General features: G+C 71.2%; 21 protein-coding genes. 13 read left to right on the plus strand and 8 right to left on the minus strand.

The features are described from left to right. The first annotated feature begins 5 nt into the window (after window positions 1-5). On the plus strand, window positions 6-488 hold the full coding sequence (locus C8E84_RS11825; protein WP_246196910.1) for a DoxX family protein: 483 nt from the start codon (window positions 6-8) through the stop codon (window positions 486-488). A gap of 70 nt (window positions 489-558) precedes the next feature. Here C8E84_RS11825 and C8E84_RS11830 read toward each other — a convergent pair whose 3' ends face one another. After that, window positions 559-759 (minus strand): DUF4177 domain-containing protein, encoded by a 201-nt coding sequence (locus C8E84_RS11830; protein WP_159902375.1) that lies wholly within the window; start codon window positions 757-759, stop codon window positions 559-561. 18 nt (window positions 760-777) lie between these two features. On the opposite strand from C8E84_RS11830, the gene C8E84_RS11835 reads away from it, so the two are divergent. From C8E84_RS11835 to C8E84_RS11860, 6 genes are all read left to right on the plus strand, one after another. Then, a complete protein-coding gene (locus C8E84_RS11835; RefSeq protein ID WP_159902377.1) occupies window positions 778-1446 on the plus strand; it encodes an RNA polymerase sigma factor in 669 nt (222 codons plus the stop codon). A gap of 5 nt (window positions 1447-1451) precedes the next feature. Beyond that, the gene (locus tag C8E84_RS11840) at window positions 1452-2714 is read left to right on the plus strand and encodes a serine/threonine-protein kinase (RefSeq protein WP_159904805.1); all 1263 of its coding nucleotides are present in this window, start codon (window positions 1452-1454) and stop codon (window positions 2712-2714) included. Window positions 2715-2802: 88 nt separating this feature from the next. Then, the gene (locus C8E84_RS11845) at window positions 2803-3420 is read left to right on the plus strand and encodes a hypothetical protein (protein WP_246196911.1); all 618 of its coding nucleotides are present in this window, start codon (window positions 2803-2805) and stop codon (window positions 3418-3420) included. 262 nt (window positions 3421-3682) lie between these two features. Then, window positions 3683-4003, plus strand: a complete 321-nt coding sequence (locus tag C8E84_RS11850; RefSeq protein WP_159902379.1) for an OmpA family protein — start codon at window positions 3683-3685, stop codon at window positions 4001-4003. A 79-nt stretch (window positions 4004-4082) separates the two neighbouring features. Next, window positions 4083-4670, plus strand: a complete 588-nt coding sequence (locus C8E84_RS11855) for a hypothetical protein (RefSeq protein ID WP_159902381.1) — start codon at window positions 4083-4085, stop codon at window positions 4668-4670. Beyond that, window positions 4670-5269 carry an OmpA family protein gene (locus C8E84_RS11860; protein ID WP_159902383.1) on the plus strand — a complete coding sequence of 200 codons (600 nt, stop codon included), beginning with the start codon at window positions 4670-4672 and terminating at the stop codon, window positions 5267-5269. Before C8E84_RS11855 ends, C8E84_RS11860 begins: the two co-directional genes overlap by 1 nt. A 111-nt stretch (window positions 5270-5380) precedes the next feature. Here the strand turns inward: C8E84_RS11860 and C8E84_RS11865 are convergent, their stop codons facing one another. Both C8E84_RS11865 and C8E84_RS11870 read right to left on the minus strand, forming a co-directional pair. Beyond that, window positions 5381-6097 carry a M50 family metallopeptidase gene (locus tag C8E84_RS11865; protein WP_159902385.1) on the minus strand — a complete coding sequence of 239 codons (717 nt, stop codon included), beginning with the start codon at window positions 6095-6097 and terminating at the stop codon, window positions 5381-5383. Window positions 6098-6228: 131 nt separating this feature from the next. Further along, window positions 6229-7755, minus strand: coding sequence for a DEAD/DEAH box helicase (locus C8E84_RS11870; protein WP_159902387.1), 1527 nt, complete (start codon window positions 7753-7755; stop codon window positions 6229-6231). 257 nt (window positions 7756-8012) lie between these two features. Here C8E84_RS11870 and C8E84_RS11875 point away from each other — a divergent pair, with 257 nt between their 5' ends. The 5 genes from C8E84_RS11875 (at window position 8013) to C8E84_RS11895 (ending at window position 11524) form a co-directional block, all read left to right on the plus strand. After that, window positions 8013-8693: an LON peptidase substrate-binding domain-containing protein gene (locus C8E84_RS11875; protein ID WP_159902389.1), complete on the plus strand. Its 681-nt coding sequence runs from the start codon at window positions 8013-8015 to the stop codon at window positions 8691-8693. Window positions 8694-8795: 102 nt separating this feature from the next. Next, window positions 8796-9077, plus strand: a complete 282-nt coding sequence (locus tag C8E84_RS11880) for a MazG nucleotide pyrophosphohydrolase domain-containing protein (RefSeq protein WP_159902391.1) — start codon at window positions 8796-8798, stop codon at window positions 9075-9077. Beyond that, the gene (locus C8E84_RS11885) at window positions 9038-9550 is read left to right on the plus strand and encodes an AI-2E family transporter (protein ID WP_159902393.1); all 513 of its coding nucleotides are present in this window, start codon (window positions 9038-9040) and stop codon (window positions 9548-9550) included. The genes C8E84_RS11880 and C8E84_RS11885 overlap by 40 nt, the downstream gene beginning before the upstream one ends. 9 nt (window positions 9551-9559) lie before the next feature. Continuing rightward, window positions 9560-10654, plus strand: coding sequence for an App1 family protein phosphatidate phosphatase (locus C8E84_RS11890; RefSeq protein WP_159902395.1), 1095 nt, complete (start codon window positions 9560-9562; stop codon window positions 10652-10654). A gap of 9 nt (window positions 10655-10663) precedes the next feature. After that, the gene (locus tag C8E84_RS11895; protein ID WP_159902397.1) at window positions 10664-11524 is read left to right on the plus strand and encodes an Fpg/Nei family DNA glycosylase; all 861 of its coding nucleotides are present in this window, start codon (window positions 10664-10666) and stop codon (window positions 11522-11524) included. 85 nt (window positions 11525-11609) lie between these two features. Here the strand turns inward: C8E84_RS11895 and C8E84_RS11900 are convergent, their stop codons facing one another. After that, a complete protein-coding gene (locus tag C8E84_RS11900; protein WP_159902399.1) occupies window positions 11610-12392 on the minus strand; it encodes a ZIP family metal transporter in 783 nt (260 codons plus the stop codon). Window positions 12393-12556: 164 nt separating this feature from the next. Here C8E84_RS11900 and C8E84_RS11905 point away from each other — a divergent pair, with 164 nt between their 5' ends. Continuing rightward, window positions 12557-13780 carry an ATP-binding protein gene (locus C8E84_RS11905; RefSeq protein ID WP_159902401.1) on the plus strand — a complete coding sequence of 408 codons (1224 nt, stop codon included), beginning with the start codon at window positions 12557-12559 and terminating at the stop codon, window positions 13778-13780. A 36-nt stretch (window positions 13781-13816) separates the two neighbouring features. On the opposite strand, the gene C8E84_RS11910 is transcribed toward C8E84_RS11905, so the two are convergent. The 4 genes from C8E84_RS11910 to C8E84_RS11925 form a co-directional block, all read right to left on the minus strand. Continuing rightward, window positions 13817-14299 (minus strand): Lrp/AsnC family transcriptional regulator, encoded by a 483-nt coding sequence (locus C8E84_RS11910; protein WP_211675516.1) that lies wholly within the window; start codon window positions 14297-14299, stop codon window positions 13817-13819. Between the two features lie 26 nt (window positions 14300-14325). Further along, entirely contained in the window at window positions 14326-14760 is a 435-nt protein-coding gene (locus tag C8E84_RS11915) for a hypothetical protein (RefSeq protein ID WP_159902403.1), read from the minus strand. 127 nt (window positions 14761-14887) lie between these two features. Further along, window positions 14888-15955, minus strand: coding sequence for an SPFH domain-containing protein (locus C8E84_RS11920; protein WP_159902405.1), 1068 nt, complete (start codon window positions 15953-15955; stop codon window positions 14888-14890). Between the two features lie 88 nt (window positions 15956-16043). Then, window positions 16044-17696 (minus strand): ABC-F family ATP-binding cassette domain-containing protein, encoded by a 1653-nt coding sequence (locus C8E84_RS11925; RefSeq protein WP_159902407.1) that lies wholly within the window; start codon window positions 17694-17696, stop codon window positions 16044-16046. Between the last annotated feature and the right edge of the window lie 60 nt (window positions 17697-17756).

Consider the following 17756-nt stretch of genomic DNA (forward strand, 5'->3'; position numbering starts at 1 on the left):
TGCCCATGAACACCCCGGCGACCCCTGCGGCAACGACGCCGCGGGGGTCGCCGGGTTCGTCCGGCCGACCCGCCGGTGGCCCGCCGGGCTCTGGCCTGGCGCGCACGCTCGTGCGCTGGGCGCTTGCCGTGCTCCTCGCGACGGCGGGGGTGGGGCACTTCGCGTCGGCGGAGGCCTTTCGCGCTCAGGTACCGCCGTGGATGCCGTGGCCCGAGGCCGTGATCGCCGTCAGCGGGGTGATCGAGCTGGTCCTCGCAGGTGCGCTGGTGCTCGCCCCGGCGCGGCTGCGCCCGGTCGTGGGCTGGGTGGTCGCCGCGTTCTTCGTCGCGATCTTCCCGGGCAACATCAGCCAGTACGTCACCGGGACAGCGGCCTTCGGCCTTGATTCGGATGCCGCGCGGCTGGCTCGGCTGGCGTTTCAGCCGGTGCTCGTGGCGGCGGCCCTGTGGTCAACCGGCGCCTGGGCAGCCTGGCGAAGGCGACGCTGACCTTCCCGCCGAGGGTGGTCCGGTGTGCACGATGTGACCAATAGGTCACTTCGTGCACGCTCGGCGGGTGTCAGACCTGGCGTTCGAAGGTGATGAGCAGGCCTTCGACGCCGCCCGGGCCGACGCGCCCCTTGACGTCGGCTGCCGTGATGGCCTTCAGTTGCCACCCCTGCGCCGCCCACTCGTTGAGCACCTTCTCGACCCGGTCACCGGAGACCTTGCCGCCGATCATCTTCTCGCGGACCTCGACGACCTTGTACTGGTATGCCATGGCCCCACCGTAGCCCGGTTGTGGCAGGCTGACACGGTGGGGACGGTCTCGGGGACAGCGGAACTGCTGGCTGAAGTGGCGTCAGCGGTCGATGCCGGCGACCCCACCGGTGCCCGCCGCGCAGCCAGTGAGGTCGACGCCGGCATCCGCGACGACCTGTGGCACCTGCTCGCGACGCGTGCGGCCGCCGGCTCCGTCGTCGCCGCCGAGGTGCTGCTCGTCGAGCTCGACGAGTCGGGGATGGTGCGCCGGTTCGCCCGCGGCGCCCTGCTCGACGAGTCGGCGATCGACGATGTCTGCCAAGACTCGCTCATCTCGATCGCGGCCTCGCTCGAGAGCTTTCGCGGCGACGCCAAGGTCAGCACCTGGGTGCACAGCATCGTGCGCCGGCGGATTGTCGACCACCTGCGCCGGCAGCGGGCCACGGCCCCCCTGCCCGACAGTGACACCGGTCCGGGCGAGCGGATGAGCTCGCTGCTCGCCACCCGGGCCACGGTGCGCGACGCCCTGGCCGCCCTGCCCGAGCCGTATCGCACGCCGGTGACGCTGCGTGACCTCGAGGGCCTGGCCTACGCCGACGTCGCCGACCGTCTCGACCTGCCGCTCGGCACGGTCAAGGGCCAGATCTCCCGCGGTCGGGCCCTGCTCGCCGCCTCCCTGCGCGAGCCGGGGGTTGATCTCACGTGAGCGACATGACGCGCGGCGCCGATCGGTACCTCGGGCGGTACCGCCTCGGGGAGGTCATCGGGGTCGGCTCGTTCGCCACCGCGTACCTCGCGACCGACGACCGCCTCGAGGCCGACGTCGTCATCAAGGTGCTCGCCGAGAACCACAGCCTCAACCCCGAGGTGCGCGAGCGCTTCATCGCCGAGGGCCGCAGCCTGCGCCGGGTGCGCAGCCCCAACGTCGTCACCGTGCACGACATCGGTGAAAGCGACCGCCAACAGCCTTACCTCGTGCTGGAGCACGCGGACCGCGGCACGCTGGCTGCCCGGGTGGCCAGCCTGCGTGGGGCGGGCTGGCAGGTCACTGCCGCAGACCTGCTGCACCTCGTGCGCTCGCTCGTCGATGCGCTCGACGCGGTGCATGCCGCGCAGCTCGTGCACCGCGACCTCAGCCCCTCGAACGTGCTGTTGACCACCGACGGCCACCCGGCTGCGCGCTCGCGTGCAGACACGACCGGCCGCGCGCTGGTCGAGGACGACGAGCGCGTCCTGCTCGCCGACCTCGGGCTGTGCAAGGACCTTGCCCTCAACTCCGGGCTCACGGTCGCCGGTGGCACCGCCGGGTTCCGCCCGCCAGAGATGGAGAGCGGCCCAGCCGTCATCGACACCCGCGCCGACCTCTGGGCGCTGTCCGCCGTGGTCAGGTGGCTCTGCACCGACAGTGACGTCGCGACTCTGGTGGCTCCCGTGCTGGAACGCAGCCTGGCCACCAACCCGGCCGACCGGCATCCGGACGTGCGTTCCTGGCTCGCCGAGATCGAGGATGCCGTGGCACCCGTCGGCGCTCCTGCCGCACCCGAGCGGGTCGCGCCGGTGATGTCGAGCTCGTCGGCAGCGCTCGACGGTGAGCCGGTGCCCGTGCCGGCGCCCTCGGCTGGGGTGGGGCGGCGCACCCTCGGGCTGGGCGCGGCCGGTGTCGCACTCGCCGGCCTCGCCGTCGGTTGGGCGCTCCGCGGAGATGGCGAATCGCCTTCCAGCCGTGACGAATCGTTCATTTCGATCGACGGGCCGACCAGCACCAGACCCGGCGAAAGCGCGACGTTCACCCTGGAACGCACCGGGGTGAGTGCGTGGGTGTGGGTGCTTCCCACCGGGGAGTTCGTCGCGAACCAGCAGTCGGTGACGCTGACGCCGAGTGGCCCAGGGGAGGCCCTGATCAGCGTCCAGGCCACCGATGACACCGGCCAGGCGCTGCACGTCGAGCACCAGCTGAACGTCGTCGAATCCTGAAGCGGAGAAACTTCCGGCGCGACGTAACTTTCCGCCGCGCTGGCGCGACGTACTCATGACAAGCAGACACCACCTTGAGGGAGATCTCATGACCAAGCACACCCACCGCATAGCGGTTCTCGCCGTGGCAGCGACCCTGGCGCTCAGCGCCTGCACCGGCGGCGACAAGGCCGCGTTCGACGACGGCGCGTCGCAGGGGCAGTCCACCTCGGCGCAGCAGGGCCAGTCCTCCAATGACGAGAACGCTGACGCGAGCACGCAGTCGGCCGCCGCTGCCGAGATCAACCCCAAGGACCTCGGTAAGCCACTGGCCACCGCCGTCGTGCCGGCCGTCGTCGAGGGCGACCCCGATCCCACCATGGAGGTGGCCCTGTACTCCCTGAAGCGGGACGGCAAGACGCTGACCGGGACCTTCTCCTTCAAGGTCATCTCCGACACGGCGTCCGACACGGCGGGGAGCATCTCCAACTACCTTGGTGGGACGCAGTGGAAGCCGTACCTCGTCGACACGGCGAACCTCGCGCGGCACCACCCGCTCGGCCTCGGCTCCGGTCGAGCCATGACCGATTCCTATGGGGGGCGGTTCCTGCCCGGGCAGACGTTCTACGCCTATGCCGCCTTCGCTGCCCCGGCCGATGACGTCACCTCGGTGACGGTCAACCTCGTCGACGGGGCCCCGGCCGCCTCCAAGGTGGCCATCCAGTGATCGGGGCAGCGGGGGCGGCCCTGGTCGTCGCTCTGGCGGTGCCGCTCGGTGGCGGCGTTTCGCACCTGCCTTCCGACGACCCGAACCGGTCGGCCACGATCGACGCCCTCAAGCCCGGTGCGTGGGTGGCCAGCATCTCGCGTCTCGACAGCAGCGTCGTGAAGCTTGACGCCAACGTCAAAGGGCTCGAAGCCAATGTCAGTCCCCTGGAACTCGAGAGTACCGACGGTGCGGAAACGGTGATCTCGCTGACCTCGGACTGTTGTTCGCCTTCGGCAAGGCCACCCTCGCGGATGGCGCGGCGGAGTGGATCGCCGCGCTCGTCAAGCCCATCCCGAACGGTGCCACCGTCAAGGTCTACGGGCACACCGACGGCAAGGGCACCGCCAAGGCCAACCAGACCCTCTCCGAACAGCGTGCCAAGGCCGTGGCTGCGGTCATCGCCACGACCCAACCCGGCCTGAAGCTCGACGTGCAGGGCTTCGGGATGACCAAGCCGGTCGAGCCGAACACCAAGGGCGGGGAGGACAACCCCGAGGGCCGGGAGAAGAACCGACGCGTCGAGGTCCGCTACGAGAAGTAGGCGATGTCAGGCCAACCGGCCACGCGTCGCCACCATCAGTCATTGCGATACCACTCAAGACCACCAGCAAGGGGACACCATGAAGAAGACCATCAGCCTGGTCGCGGCGCTCGCCGTGGCGGCGACCCTGGCGCTCACCGCCTGCTCGTCGGACGACAAGGCGACCTTTGACGCAAGCGAGGGCGGGCAGCAGAGCAGCCAGTCCACCGAGGGCTCCGAGGGCTCTACGGGGTCGGCCAGCGGCTCGGCCGAGGCCGTCGAACCGGCGAAGGCGCAGACCATCGAGGTCAACGAGACGAAGACCAGTAGCACGGAGCGCGCCGCCGTCACCCTGACCGTGCACAAAGTGGTGATCAACGACTACTACGTCGAGACGGAGGTCACTCTGATCAATGATGGCGCGGGCGAAGTCAATGCCTGGTTCCCGAGCGACTTCTCCGGGCCACAGCTCTTTGACGACCAGGGACTCAAGTACCTGTTCCAGGGACAGGCGAGCGGAAAGCAGCTGGTCCTGCAGGGCGGGGAAGGCGTCAACGCCGTGTTGGTGCATGCGGGCCGCGTCGGCCCTCAGGCGCGAACCCTGACGCTCGACTTCACGGCGATCAACCCCCGGAACAAGGAGCTCTGGTCCCAGATGACGTTCGACATCCCCGTGGGGTCGAAGTGATGCGCCGTCTGTCCGGGGCCACGGCATCCGCCGCCGTCGCACTGATGCTTGCGGCCCCAGCGGCGATGGCCGCCGACGACGCGCCCGTGCCGGAGGGTTTCACGCCACCACTCACCTCCGTTGAGGTCTTCACGGCCTGGGAGACGCCGCTGACCTCGGTGACGATCTTCTCGACCAAGCCCAAGGAAGCCACCACCGAGGCACTCGAGGAGGGCCTGAAGGCCGAGCAGGACGGCGGCCAGAAGGTCGTGCAGCTCGAGGACCGCTTCCTCTTCGACTTCGGCTCGGCGTCATTGCGACCCACCGCCAAGGACAGCCTGAACACGGTGGCCGCGATCCTCGCCGAGGGGTCGTCAAAGGTCGAGGTCATCGGGCACACCGACAGCCTTGGTGGTGACGCGGTCAACCAGCCGCTGTCCGAGAAGCGGGCGCAGGCCGTCACCGACTTCCTCGTCACGGCCGGCATCGACAAGGGCCGCATCACGAGCTCGGGCAAGGGGTCGAGCGACCCGATCGCGGACAACAAGCACGCGGACGGGCGCGACAACCCCGCGGGGCGTCAGCAGAACCGGCGCGTCGAGATCCGCTACTCGTCGTAGGCCGTCGACCACAGCGGATGCCGTGGGCACGCCTTGGGGGGCACGGCATCCGCTCTGGTGGCGGGGGGGGTCAAGGGCGCGACAGATCGCGCCCTTGACCCCCCTCGTCAGTCAGGTGAACACGCCCGAGGCGGCGAGCACTGCTGAACCGGCCACCCAGGTGGATCCGGCCAGCACGATGACGAACGTCACGTTCCACAGGGTGCGGGGGACGCGCGTGAGGCGAGCGAGCACGGCGGGGTCGCTGGCGCCGGCATCCGGGGCGGTGACGACGGCCCCGAGGTGGCGCCACGCCCCGACGATGAGCACCACCCCGACAGCGATGAGCACCTGCGCCTGAACCTGCGGGGAGCCGGCCCACCACAGGGCGCCGCCACCGGTGACGGCGACCGCGACGACGACGGCGGTCAGCACGGATCGCGCGCGCAGGGCGGCGGCGACGAGCACCGCGAGGACCACCGTGAGCACCGGGGCCGACCAGCCGCGCACGGCCAGGACGATCGCAGCCGCGCCGATGATGGCCGGCGCCGGGTAGCCGGCCCAGGTGGTGAGCACCCGGCCGGGGCCGCGCGCCGGGCCGACCGTGACGGCGTGTCCCGACATGTCGCCGCGCAGGACGAACCCGGTGAACCTGCGCCCGGCGAGCACCCCGACCCCGGCGTGCCCGAGTTCGTGCACGAGGGTTACGACGAGCCGCACGATGCGCCAGAGCGGCTCGAACGCCACCGCCACCAGCGCTGCGACGAGCACGGCGACGACGGGGGCACCGGACAGCGCCACCTCGCTCTCGGGCAGCACGCGCGCCCACACCTCGCTGAACCAGTCCATGGCGCCAGACCGTAACCGCTGACCCTGTGCCTCACGTGCGACGGTGCAGATCTGACCTATTGGTCACATCTGTCCCGTCGCGCGCCGAGGCCTACCGTGCAGATCTGACCTATTGGTCACATCTGCACCGGTCAGCGGGTGCGGCGGGCGCCTTCGCTGAACGAGGCTGCCGAACGGGCCGGGCGGGCCGAACCGGTGCGGGGACCGGCGGATGCCGGGCGGCCGCTTGACGTGGGGCGCGCACCGCCGGATGCCGGACGCGCACCGCCGCGGTGGCCACCGCCACCGTTGGCGCCGGACCCACCGGAGCCCGGGCCACCACGACGCTGACCCTGACCCGAGGCCGGGCGCGAGCCCTGACCCGAGCCGGAGCCGGAGCGGCGCTGGCCGGATCCCTGACGCGGCGACGCCTGCGCCACGGGGGCAGCGAAGCCACCCTCGAACGAGCGGTCGCCGGGGGCGAGCTCCTGGAGCAGCGGGTGGGTGGCGTGCACCCGGGTCGTCGTCGCCTTGACCCCGGCCTTGCGGGTGAGGTCGCGCACGTCGCGCACCTGGTCGTCGGTCATCAGCGTGACGACCGTGCCGGAGGCACCGGCGCGGGCGGTACGGCCCGAGCGGTGCGTGTAGGCCTTGTGCTCGACCGGCGGGTCGGCGTGGATGACGAGGGCGACGTCGTCGACGTGGATGCCGCGCGCCGCGATGTCGGTGGCGACCAGGGTGCGGGCCGCGCCGGAGTGGAAAGCCTCCATGGTGCGGGTGCGCGCGTTCTGGCTGAGGTTGCCGTGCAGCTCGACCGCGGGGACACCCTGGCCGTTGAGCTGGCGGGCCAGCTTCTTGGCGCGGTGCTTGGTACGGGTGAACACCACGGTGCGGCCGGGGGCGGCGACGAGGTCGAGCAGCACCTGGCCGTGACCCTCGGGCGTCACGTGCAGCACGTGGTGGGCCATGGTCGACACCGGCGACTGCGCGGAGTCGGCCTCGTGGGTGACCGGGTTCGAAAGGTAACGCTTCGCGATGACGCCGATCCCGGCATCCAAGGTGGCGGAGAACAGCATCCGTTGCCCGCGCGCGGGGGTGGCGTCGAGCAGGCGGCGCACGGCGGGCAGGAAGCCGAGGTCGGCCATGTGGTCGGCCTCGTCGATGATCGTGACCTCGACGGCATCCAGGGAGACGTGACCCTGGCCGATGAGGTCCTCGAGGCGGCCGGGGCAGGCGACGACGATGTCGACACCCTTGCGCAGCGCCGTGACCTGCGGGTTCTGGCCGACGCCACCGAAGACGGTGCGCGAGGTCAGGCCGAGGGGGGCTGCGAGCGGGGTGAGGGCGTCCTCGATCTGGGTCGCGAGCTCACGGGTCGGCGCGAGGATGAGGGCGCGCGGGCGACGCGACTGGCGCTGCGTCGTGCTGCGCGACAGACGGGTCAGCAGGGGCAAGACGAACGCCATCGTCTTGCCCGAGCCGGTGCGGCCACGGCCGAGGACGTCGCGACCCGCGAGGGAGTCGGGCAGGGTCGCGGCCTGGATGGGGGTGGGGACGGTGATCTCGCGCTGGGCGAGGATCTCGACGAGGGGGGCGGGCACGCCGAGCGCGCCGAAAGTGGTGCTGGACAAGGTGATTCCTTTGAGTTCAGGGCGGTCGCGCAGCGCTTCGGTCGGCATTGACCATCAACGGTGTCAGCGACACGGGATGTTCTGCCGGGCGGGGCTCTGGGCCGCGGCGCCGAGTCGAGGGCTTGCGGCCCCGACGCGAAGGCATCGACATCAAAGATTGCGGCCCGAGGCAGAAGGCGGGCCAGCAATGTTCAGCCTATCGCGCGGCGGCGTCAACCACCCAATCGCCCCCGTTCGCGACTTCTTGCACTCCAGCCACCTGCCGGGAACTGTCGAGGGTGAGGGTGAGGTGCCTACAGTGGGGCATGGCGACCTTGCCGCTCTTCCCGCTCGGAACGGTGCTGCTGCCCGGCGCCCGACTACCCCTGCAGCTGTTCGAGCCGCGCTACCTCGACCTCGCCCATGCGCTCGCCGAGCTGCCCGACGGCGAGCGGTGCTTCGGCGTCACGCTCATCCGGTCAGGGCGTGAGGTCGGGGCGGATGCCGTCGCCGACCTCTACGAGATCGGCTGCGAGGCACGCGTCGACGCCATGGCCCTCGCGGAGAGCCCGATCGGCACGGTGGTCCACCTCGTCGCCACCGGCGTGCGGCGCTACCGGTTGGACTCGCTTGATCCGGATGCCGGGACGTCCTGGACGACGGGTCACGTCACCTTCCTCGGTGAGCCGCTTCCCGGGCAGCCGGGGCACGGCGATGACCCGGTGGTCGCCGACCTGGCGGAGCGAGCGAGAGGCGAGCACGCGGCATACCTGCGTGACCTCGGCGCCGAGGCCGTCGACATCGAGGCGCCGGCCGGGCAGTTGGCGTACCGCCTCGTCGAGGCGATGGTTCTCGACCCGAGCGACCGGCAGCGGGTGCTCGACGGCGGCGACCCGGCGACTCGGCTGCGCACCGTGCTGGCCCTGCTGCGGCGGGAGCGGGCGATCGTCGGTCGCTTCGGTGCCGTGCCGACCCCGCCGATGCCCATCGGCCCCTCCCTGAACTGACCCGACTTCGTGCGACTTCCGTGCGAAATTCGCCGGAATCAGGCCCTGGGGCGCACCGAAGTCGCACGAAGTCGGGGCGGTGGGGCGGGTAGGTTCGGGCGCATGGACCTCGCCACCCTCCAGGACGTCATCGAGCGCACCTACGGCGAGCGCGACCGCGAGCGCGGGGTTCCGAGCACGGTGGCCTGGCTCGCCGAGGAGGTCGGCGAGCTCGCCCAAGCCGTGCGCAAGGGCACGCAGGCCCAGCGCGAGCACGAGTTCGCCGATGTGCTGGCCTGGGTGGCCTCGCTCGCGAACCAGATGGACGTCGACCTGACCGCTGCCGTTCAGCGCTACGCCACCGGGTGCCCACGCTGCGCAGCGATCCCCTGTGCCTGCTCCTGACCACCCATCGAGAGGCACCCCGTGGACGACGTCGTCTCGCCCACCTGCGCCGATGGGGCACCCGGTCCTGGCTGATCCTCGGGGTGCCCGGCAGGCTCGCTGCCGGGGTGTGGGTGCGCGCGCACGTGTCCGGTTTTGTCGTTCCGCTCATCATCGCCGCGGTGCTCGGTGCGCTGTTCGTCCCCGTCGTGCAGTGGCTGGCCGACCGGGATGTGCCCACGTGGGGCGGGGCGCTCGCGGTGCTGCTCTTCCTCGCCGGAGTCGTGCTCGGCTCCACGATCATCGGTGCGGCCCTGGCGGGCATGCTCGGGCCGGCGCTGTCCTCCCCGGCGTTCGCCGTCGGCGTCCTCGTGCATCGAAGGCTCACCGCGGCGTCGGCCCGGGAGGCGCTCGTCGGAGGATCGTCGGATGCCGTTGACCCGCGACCGCGCGCGGTGGGCCGGATGCCGCCGGCATCCGAGAGCGTCCTCTAGGCTTTCGGCATGCCGCGACCACACGCCGCAGCAGTGCTCGAGGACGCCTACAACGAGCGCAAGTCCGCCATGCTCCGGTCACGGGGGTGGAGCACGCGGATCGTGCCGCTCACCGGGTACGGCAGCGAGTCGCAGCTGCGGGTGTTCGCCCGGGTGATCATGACCCGCGGTGAGCAGGACGACCCCGAGGAGCCGACGCACGCGGCGCGGCTGCGGGCGGTCGAGCTCGAGACGCGCGGGTGGCGGGCGTTCTTGACGACACCGGCGATCGACGAGGTCGTGACGATCCGGATCAACGAGCGGATCACCACGGCCCGCACGGACCGCGGCGGGTTCATCGACCTCACCGTGCGCGGCCACGGCCTGACCCCGGGATGGCACCGCATCTTCGTCGGGTCGCCGAACGCGCAGACCATCGACGTGCCGGTGCTCGTGATCGGCAACGACGTGACGCACGGGATCGTGTCCGACATCGACGACACGGTGCTCTCGACGTCGCTGCCGCGGCCGATGATCGCGGCGTGGAACACGTTCCTGCGGTCCGAGGGGGCCCGCAAGGCGGTGCCGGGCATGGCAACGATGTACCGCGAGCTGCTCGCCGAGCACCCGGAAGCGCCGGTCATCTACCTGTCGACGGGCGCGTGGAACACCTCGCCCTGGCTGACCCGGTTCCTGCGCCGCAACGGTTACCCGAAGGGGCCGATGCTGCTCACCGACTGGGGCCCGACGAACACCGGCTGGTTCCGGTCCGGGCAGGAGCACAAGCACGCCCAGCTGCACCGGTTGGCCCGCGAGCTGCCGCACGTGAAGTGGCTGCTCATCGGCGACGACGGGCAGCACGACCCGAAGATCTACACCGAGTTCACGTCGCGCAAACCCGGGCACGTGCGGGGCATCGCCATCCGCGAGCTGTCGCCGGGCGAGCAGGTACTCAGCCACGTCATCCCCGTCGCCAACGACGACCTCGTGCCGGCGCCCACCGAGGAGCTCGACGTGCCGGTGGTGCGGGCGCCCGACGGCTACGGGTTGGCCCCGCAGGTGCGGGCCATCTGGGCGAGTGATCCGGCTGACGGGCCGAGTGCGCCCGGCGTCAGCCGGGGGTAGGTTCCCGCTATGCCCGAGCTTCCCGAGGTGCAGGCCCTCGTCGACTTCCTGCGTGTTCGCACCGAGGGCCTGGTCGTCACCGGGGTCGAGCTCGGGTCGATCTCGGTGCTGAAGACGTTCAGCCCACCACCCCAGGCGCTCGTCGGTGCGCCCGTGGACGGGGTCGCCCGACACGGCAAGTTCCTCGACCTCGACTGCGGCGGTACGCACCTGGTGTTCCACCTGGCCCGGGCTGGCTGGCTGCGCTGGTCCGATGCCATCCCGGCGACGGTGCTGCGCCCGGGGAAGTCACCGATCGCGCTGCGGGTGCGCTTCGACGACGGCTCTGGCTTCGACCTCACCGAGGCGGGCACGAAGAAGTCGCTTGCGGCCTACATCGTCGGGGACGTCAGCGCGGTGCCGCGCATCGTCTCGCTGGGCCCCGACCCGCTCGGTGACGACTTCACGCTCGAGGTCTTCTCGCAGATCGCGGCGTCGCACCGCATGCAGATCAAGGGGATGCTGCGCGACCAGTCGATCATCGCTGGCGTCGGCAACGCCTACTCCGACGAGGTGCTGCACGTGGCGAAGCTGTCGCCGTTCGCCCTCGCGGTCAACCTGTCGCCGGACGAGGTCGAGAGGTTGTACCGGGCACTTCGGGGGACGTTGGCCGCAGCGGTGGCCACGGCATCCGGCAAGCCTGCCAAGGAGCTCAAGGACGCCAAGCGTGCGGGGATGCGGGTGCACGGGCGCACCGGTGAGGTCTGCCCCGAGTGCGGTGACGTGGTGCGCGAGGTGTCGTTCGCCGACTCGTCGCTGCAGTACTGCGCGACGTGCCAGACCGGTGGCAAGCCGCTGGCCGATCGGCGCACGAGCAAGTTCCTCAAGTAGCCGCTCGGCTCGCCGCCCGGACTGTCGATGTCGCCGTATCGGGCTGTATGTCCTGGGCGCTAGACAGGGTCGGCGCTGACCGGGTTCAGGCGGCGCTGAGGAAGAACGACACGGCGAACCCGAGCACGGTGACGATGCCGACGAGCCGGCCAGCGTGCTCGACGGCCTCAGGAACCATGGTGTCGGCGACCATCGTGAGGATCGCCCCGGCGGCGAAGGTCTGGATGAATCCCATGGTCGCGTGCGGCGCGTCGCCGAGCAGGGCGTAGCCGAGCACCGCCGAGATCGTCGATGCCGCGGTCACCCCGGCCCACAGGGCGAGGATCCAGGTGGTGGACCGGCCCGAGGCGCGCAGCCCCGTCGACGCGGACATCGACTCGGGGATGTTGGAGAGGAAGACCGCGACGACCATGGCCGTGCTCACCCCGGCCCCACCGAGCAGGCTGATGCCGATGGCCGCGGACTCCGGGATGCCGTCGAGCAGGGCTCCCAGCACCAAAGCGGCTCCCCCCGTGGTCGCCGTCGCGGCACCGGCCGTGGCTGCCGCAGGGGTGTCCAGGCCGCGCGGGTGTGGCATCCCGCCGTGCACGGGGCTCTTGCGGCGGTGGCCGCCCCCGCGGTCGATGAGCCAGTCACCCGCGAAGAAGGTGGCCGAGCCGGCGATGAGTCCAGCTGCCGCGGCCGGGCCACCTGCCGCCTCGTAAGCCTCCATGGTGAGCTCGAAGGCGGCGGCACTGATGAGCACCCCGGCACCGAAGCCCATGACGAGCCCGATCGTGCGGTGCGTGACGTTGAGGACGAGCCCGAGCAGCGCGCCGATGATGAGCGAGGCACCACCGACGAGACCCCAGAACGCAGCCTCGAACACGTCCGTCACGCTACTGCGCCCGGCCTCGCAGCGGCCTCGGAGTGGCCCGGATCATCCCAGCGGGTCGTGACCTGGCGCTGCCTGCCCAGCACCCGGTGCGACACGCGATATCGCTCTATCCCGATGTATGCCGTCAACACTAGAGAGCCGTATACCCTCCGATCGTGGACCCGATCAGGAACCCGTACGCCCCCGGTGCAGGTCAGCGACCGCCCGAGCTCGCCGGTCGTGACGAGCAGCTCGACGCGTTCGACATCGTGCTCGAACGGGTGGCCCGCGGGCGGCCCGAGCGCTCGATCGTGCTCACCGGGCTGCGGGGCGTCGGCAAGACCGTGCTGCTCAACGCCCTGCGCTCGGCCGCGGTGCGCGCAGGCTGGGGCACCGGCAAGCTCGAGGCGCGGCCCGACCAGTCGCTGCGCCGGCCGCTCGCCTCGGCCGTGCACCAGGCCGTGCGCGAGCTCGGCCCGGCCGGTGGGGCGGGGGACCACGCACTCGGGGTGGTCAAGGCGTTTTCCCAGCGCGAGCCCGCCAGCGGGGGCACCACCCGTGGGGGCGCCACCCGCGGGGCCGCGAAGCTGCGTGACCGCTGGAACCCGGGCATCACCGTGCCCGCGGTCACCGGGCGGGCCGACTCCGGCGACATCGAGATCGACCTCGTCGAGCTGCTGAGCGACCTCGGTGGCATGGCCTCCGACACCGGCCGCGGCATCGCGATCTTCATCGACGAGATGCAGGACCTCATGCCCGACGACGTCTCCGCTCTGTGTGCGGCCTGCCACGAGCTGTCGCAGTCGCGGCTGCCGGTCATCGTCGTCGGCGCCGGTCTGCCGCACCTGCCCGCCGTGTTGTCGGCGTCGAAGTCGTACTCGGAGAGGCTCTTTCGCTACTCGCGCATCGACCGCCTCGATCGGGATGCCGCGGACGCCGCCCTCACGCTCCCCGCCGAGGACGAGGGTGCGGCCTTCACCCCCGAGGCCCTCGACGCGATGTACGACGCCACCGGCGGCTACCCCTACTTCATCCAGGCCTATGGCAAGGCGGTCTGGGACCGGGCCACGGCATCCCCGATGACGGCGGCCGATGTCGCCGTGGCGGCTCCCGAGGCCGAGGCCGAGCTGGCCGTCGGGTTCTTCGGCTCGCGCTTCGAGCGGGCGACGCCGGGGGAGCGCGAGTACCTGCGCGCGATGGCTGATGTCGCGGTCGAACTTGGCGACGATTCGGATGCCGTGCCCACGGCCGACGTCGCGGCGCACCTCGGGCGCAAACCGCAGTCGTTGTCGCCGGCGCGTGACGCATTGCTGAAGAAGGGGCTGATCTACTCGGGGGAGCGCGGGCGGATCGCGTTCACCGTGCCCCACTTCGGGCGCTACCTGCGTGAGAACGCCTGACCACGCGGTCCGCCCGGGAAGCACCGGCATCCGGGTTCAGACGGTGAGGTCCGACTTCACCGTCTTCATGACGAACCGCGACTCGAGCCGCCCGAGGTTCGGCAGCGCCATGAGCTCCTCGGTCATGAACCTCTCGTAGGTCTCGAGGTCGGCCACGGCGACGAGGGCCTGGTAGTCGGGGCGCCCTAACATGCGCCGGCACTGCACGACCTCGTCGTACGAGGCCAGGGCCTGCTCGAACTCCTGGAGCAACCCCTTGCCCTGTCCGGCCAGCTCGAAGTCGACGTTCACGACGAACTGCCGCCCCACCGCCGCGGGGTCGATGCGTGCTGAGTACCCGAGGATGACGCCGCGCTCCTCGAGGCGCCGCACCCGCCGCAGGCACGGCGACGGGCTGAGCCCCACCCGGTGCAGCGCACCCTGGCCCAGCGGCCGCACCTGCAACGCGGCGTCGCCCTGGTCGCCGGGGTCGCGATGATCCTCGCGGGTGTCGGGCTCCTCGGTGAGCAACTCGTGCACACACTGACCGCCGTTGCCTGACGCCCTCAGCGGCCCCGGGACGGGCGGGTCGGGAGGGTGTAGCCGACGCCGTCCAGCCCCGGGTCGACCGCGATGCCCATGTGCTTGAGCAGCATCGGCATGACGTCGACCGAGCGCACCGGCGCCTGCAGGTCGGTGCGTGACAGGTCGGCCCCGGCGAAGACGATCGGGATCTGCTGGCTGCGACGCTGGATCCCGCCGTGGTCACCGGCCACCGAGTACGTCGTGTCGTCGACCAGGGTGGCGATGACCTCGGGCCCGTAGGCCGCGGCCTCGGTGTCGACGAGCTCCTGCGCGTGCTGGACGAACCATGCCTTCTCCCCGGGGTTGGTCATCCGGTCGTACCGCACGGGGGAGACCCGGGTGTAGCGGTCGCCGGCACGGGTCCACACGGCCGAGACACCCGGCATCCCCGCCATGATGGATGCCGCCTCGCTCACCTTCGCGGGGGAGGTGTCCTTCAGCCAGGCCGCAGCATCGAGTCGCTGTAGCTCAGGCCCACGTTGTCGGTGTCGGTGAGGGGCTTGAGCGCGTCCTGCGGCTTCAGGTACGGGGCGTCGTTGCCGATTACTTGGCGGTAGTCCCGGTGGTGTTGTCGACGATCACGCCGCCGGCGTTCGATCCGCCCGGCCAGCACGAGAAGCCGACCGGAATCGCCTGGCCCCGGCTGACCATCTCGTTGAGCGTGTCGAGGCAGCGCGACACCAGGACGTTGGGCTGGTCGGAGACCGACTTCGCGAGGATCGAGTTCGCCGCGGCCTCGGCCGTCGCGGTCAGCTTGCGCTGCTCGGCGATGCGGGTGTTGCCGATCTCGGTCTGGTACCGGTTGATCCGGTCCTGGGTCTCCTGGTCGAAGTTGATGACCGGGATGGTCACCGACTCGATGAGCAGCCGGTCACCCAGCTTGTCGTTCAGGCGCGCACGCACCTCGGTCGCGATCTCGTCGCGGGTCTTCTCCGAGCCGGTGACGGTGCCCAGCGGGTTGTAGTCCTGCAGCGCGGCGTTGAGGGCGGCAGCGAGCTCGGGCTCCTCGAGCGCGGTGCCGATCCGCTCGAAGGTCTGGTGGTCCCGGAACAGTCGGTCGGCCGCCTCGGGCCGGATCCGCCAGCGCACGTTGTTCTGCACGTACGCGATCGACTGGTTCCCCAGCCGGATCTCGGTGCGCCGGTCCCCGAGGTTGTCGTCGATCTGGACCGTGCCGTCCATGAGGGTGACGGTCGTCCAGGGCAACTTGGGGTGGATGCCGTTGTTCATCGGGCTGCCGGGGGTCCCGAACGTGACGGGGATGCCGACCTGCTGCACGGGGACGACAGTGAACGACATCGCGGCCGTGTAGGCCACGGTCACCACGGCGAACCCCACCGCGGCGAACCCGGCCAAGCGGTGCAGGACACGGCGCCCGTCCACGTCCACGCTCGGTCGGCCACGCGATCGGGACCGCCGCTCGTCGTCGGCACCCTCGTCGCCCTCGGATGCCGGGTCCTCGCCGTCCGCTTGCTCGTCGGCGCCCTCGTCGGATGCCGCTGCACCCGAACCCGTTTCGTTCGCACCCGCCTCTGGTCGGGTGGCGAACCAGGTCGCCAGGGATGCGCCCGTCAGGGCAAGGAGCAGCACGATCATCACGAGGATTCCCACGCTTTCGGACCCTACACAGGCGCGCACCCGGTCGCGAGAGGACGACGACGGCGCTGCGACTCAGGTGCCGGCCACGCCCGGGCGCGGCTCAGCCGGTCTGTCTGACCGTGACCTGGCCGTCCTCGACGTGCCAGCGCTGATCGAGGCGCACGGTGTCGAGCATCCGCCGGTCGTGGGAGACCAGGAGCAGCGACCCGTCATAGCTGTCGAGCGCCTGCTCCAGCTGTTCGATCGCGGGCAGGTCGAGGTGGTTGGTCGGCTCGTCGAGCACGAGCAGGTTCACCCCGCGAGCCTGCAGCAGCGCCATCGCCGCCCGGGTGCGTTCACCGGGAGAGAGCGCCCTCACGAGGCTCGTCACCTGGTCGGACTTGAGCCCGAACTTCGCCAGCAGCGTGCGCACGTCGGCCGGGGTCATCTGCGGCAGGGCCGCCTCGAAGGCATCCCCGAGCGCAAGGTCCTCTGCCAGACCCGTTCTGGACTGGTCGATCTCCCCGACCGCCACCGACGCACCCAGGCTCGCGCGGCCGGCATCCGGCGTGAGATGGCCGAGGAGCAGGCGCAGCAGGGTGGTCTTGCCGGCGCCGTTCGGCCCCGTGACGCCGATCCGGTCACCGGCGCTGACCTGCACGGATGCCGGGCCGAACGTGAACGTGCCCAGCGTCACCGACGCGTCGGACAGGGTCGCGACGACCGAGCTCGACCGGGGTGCGCTGCCGATGGTGAACTGCAGCGCCCACTCCTTGCGGGGCTCCTCGACCTCGTCGAGCCGGGCGATGCGCGACTCCATCTGGCGCACCTTCTGCGCCTGCTTCTCCGAGGACTCGACCGACGCCTTGCGCCGGATCTTGTCGTTGTCGGGCGCCTTCCTGATGGCGTTGCGCACCCCCTGCGAGCTCCACTCGCGCTGGGTGCGGGCGCGGGCCACGAGGTCGGCCTTCTTGTCGGCGAACTCCTCGTAGGCCTCGCGCGCGTGCCGCCGGGCGACTGCCCGTTCGGCGAGGAACGCGTCGTAGCCACCGTCGTACACCGCCACCTGGTGCTGCGCGAGGTCGAGCTCGACGACGCGGGTGACCACCCGTGACAGGAACTCGCGGTCGTGCGACACGAGCACGACTCCCGACCGCAGGCCCCGGACGAAGTTCTCCAGCCGCTCGAGCCCCGCGAGGTCGAGGTCGTTGGTCGGCTCGTCGAGCAGCACGACGTCGAACCGGCTGAGCAGGAGTGCGGCCAGGGCCGCCCGCGCCGCCTGCCCCCCGGACAGCGAGGTCATCAGGGCGTCGGCCCCCACGGTCAGCCCCAGGTCGGCCAGCAGCGGCGGGAGGCGCTCGTCGAGGTCGGCGGCGCCGCAGGCCTGCCAGTGGTCGAGCGCCTTGGCGAAGGCGTCCTCGTCGGCCCGGGTCGCCTCGGCCGCGCCGAGGGCGGCGGCAGCCGCTTCCATGGATGCCGTGGCGGCGGCCGCGCCCGTGCGGCGGGCGACGTACGCGCCCACCGTCTCCCCCGGCATCCGCTCGTGTTCCTGGGGCAACCACCCGACGAAGGCGTCGGTCGGTGCGGTCGACACCGACCCCTCGAGCGGAGCCAGGTCGCCGGCGAGGATGCGCAGCAGGGTGGTCTTGCCCGCTCCGTTGGCGCCGACGACCCCGACGACGTCACCCGGGGCGACGGTGAAACCCAGGCCCTCGAACAGGGTGCGGTGGCCGTGGCCCCCCGCGAGGTTCTTCACGACGAGGTCGGCACTCACCCCGCGATCGTACGGTCAGCTGCGCTCCGGCCGCCCACCCCTCCCTCTGTCCGCCCTCCA

The organism is Ornithinibacter aureus (assembly GCF_009858245.1).
GTDB lineage: Bacteria > Actinomycetota > Actinomycetes > Actinomycetales > Dermatophilaceae > Fodinibacter > Fodinibacter aureus.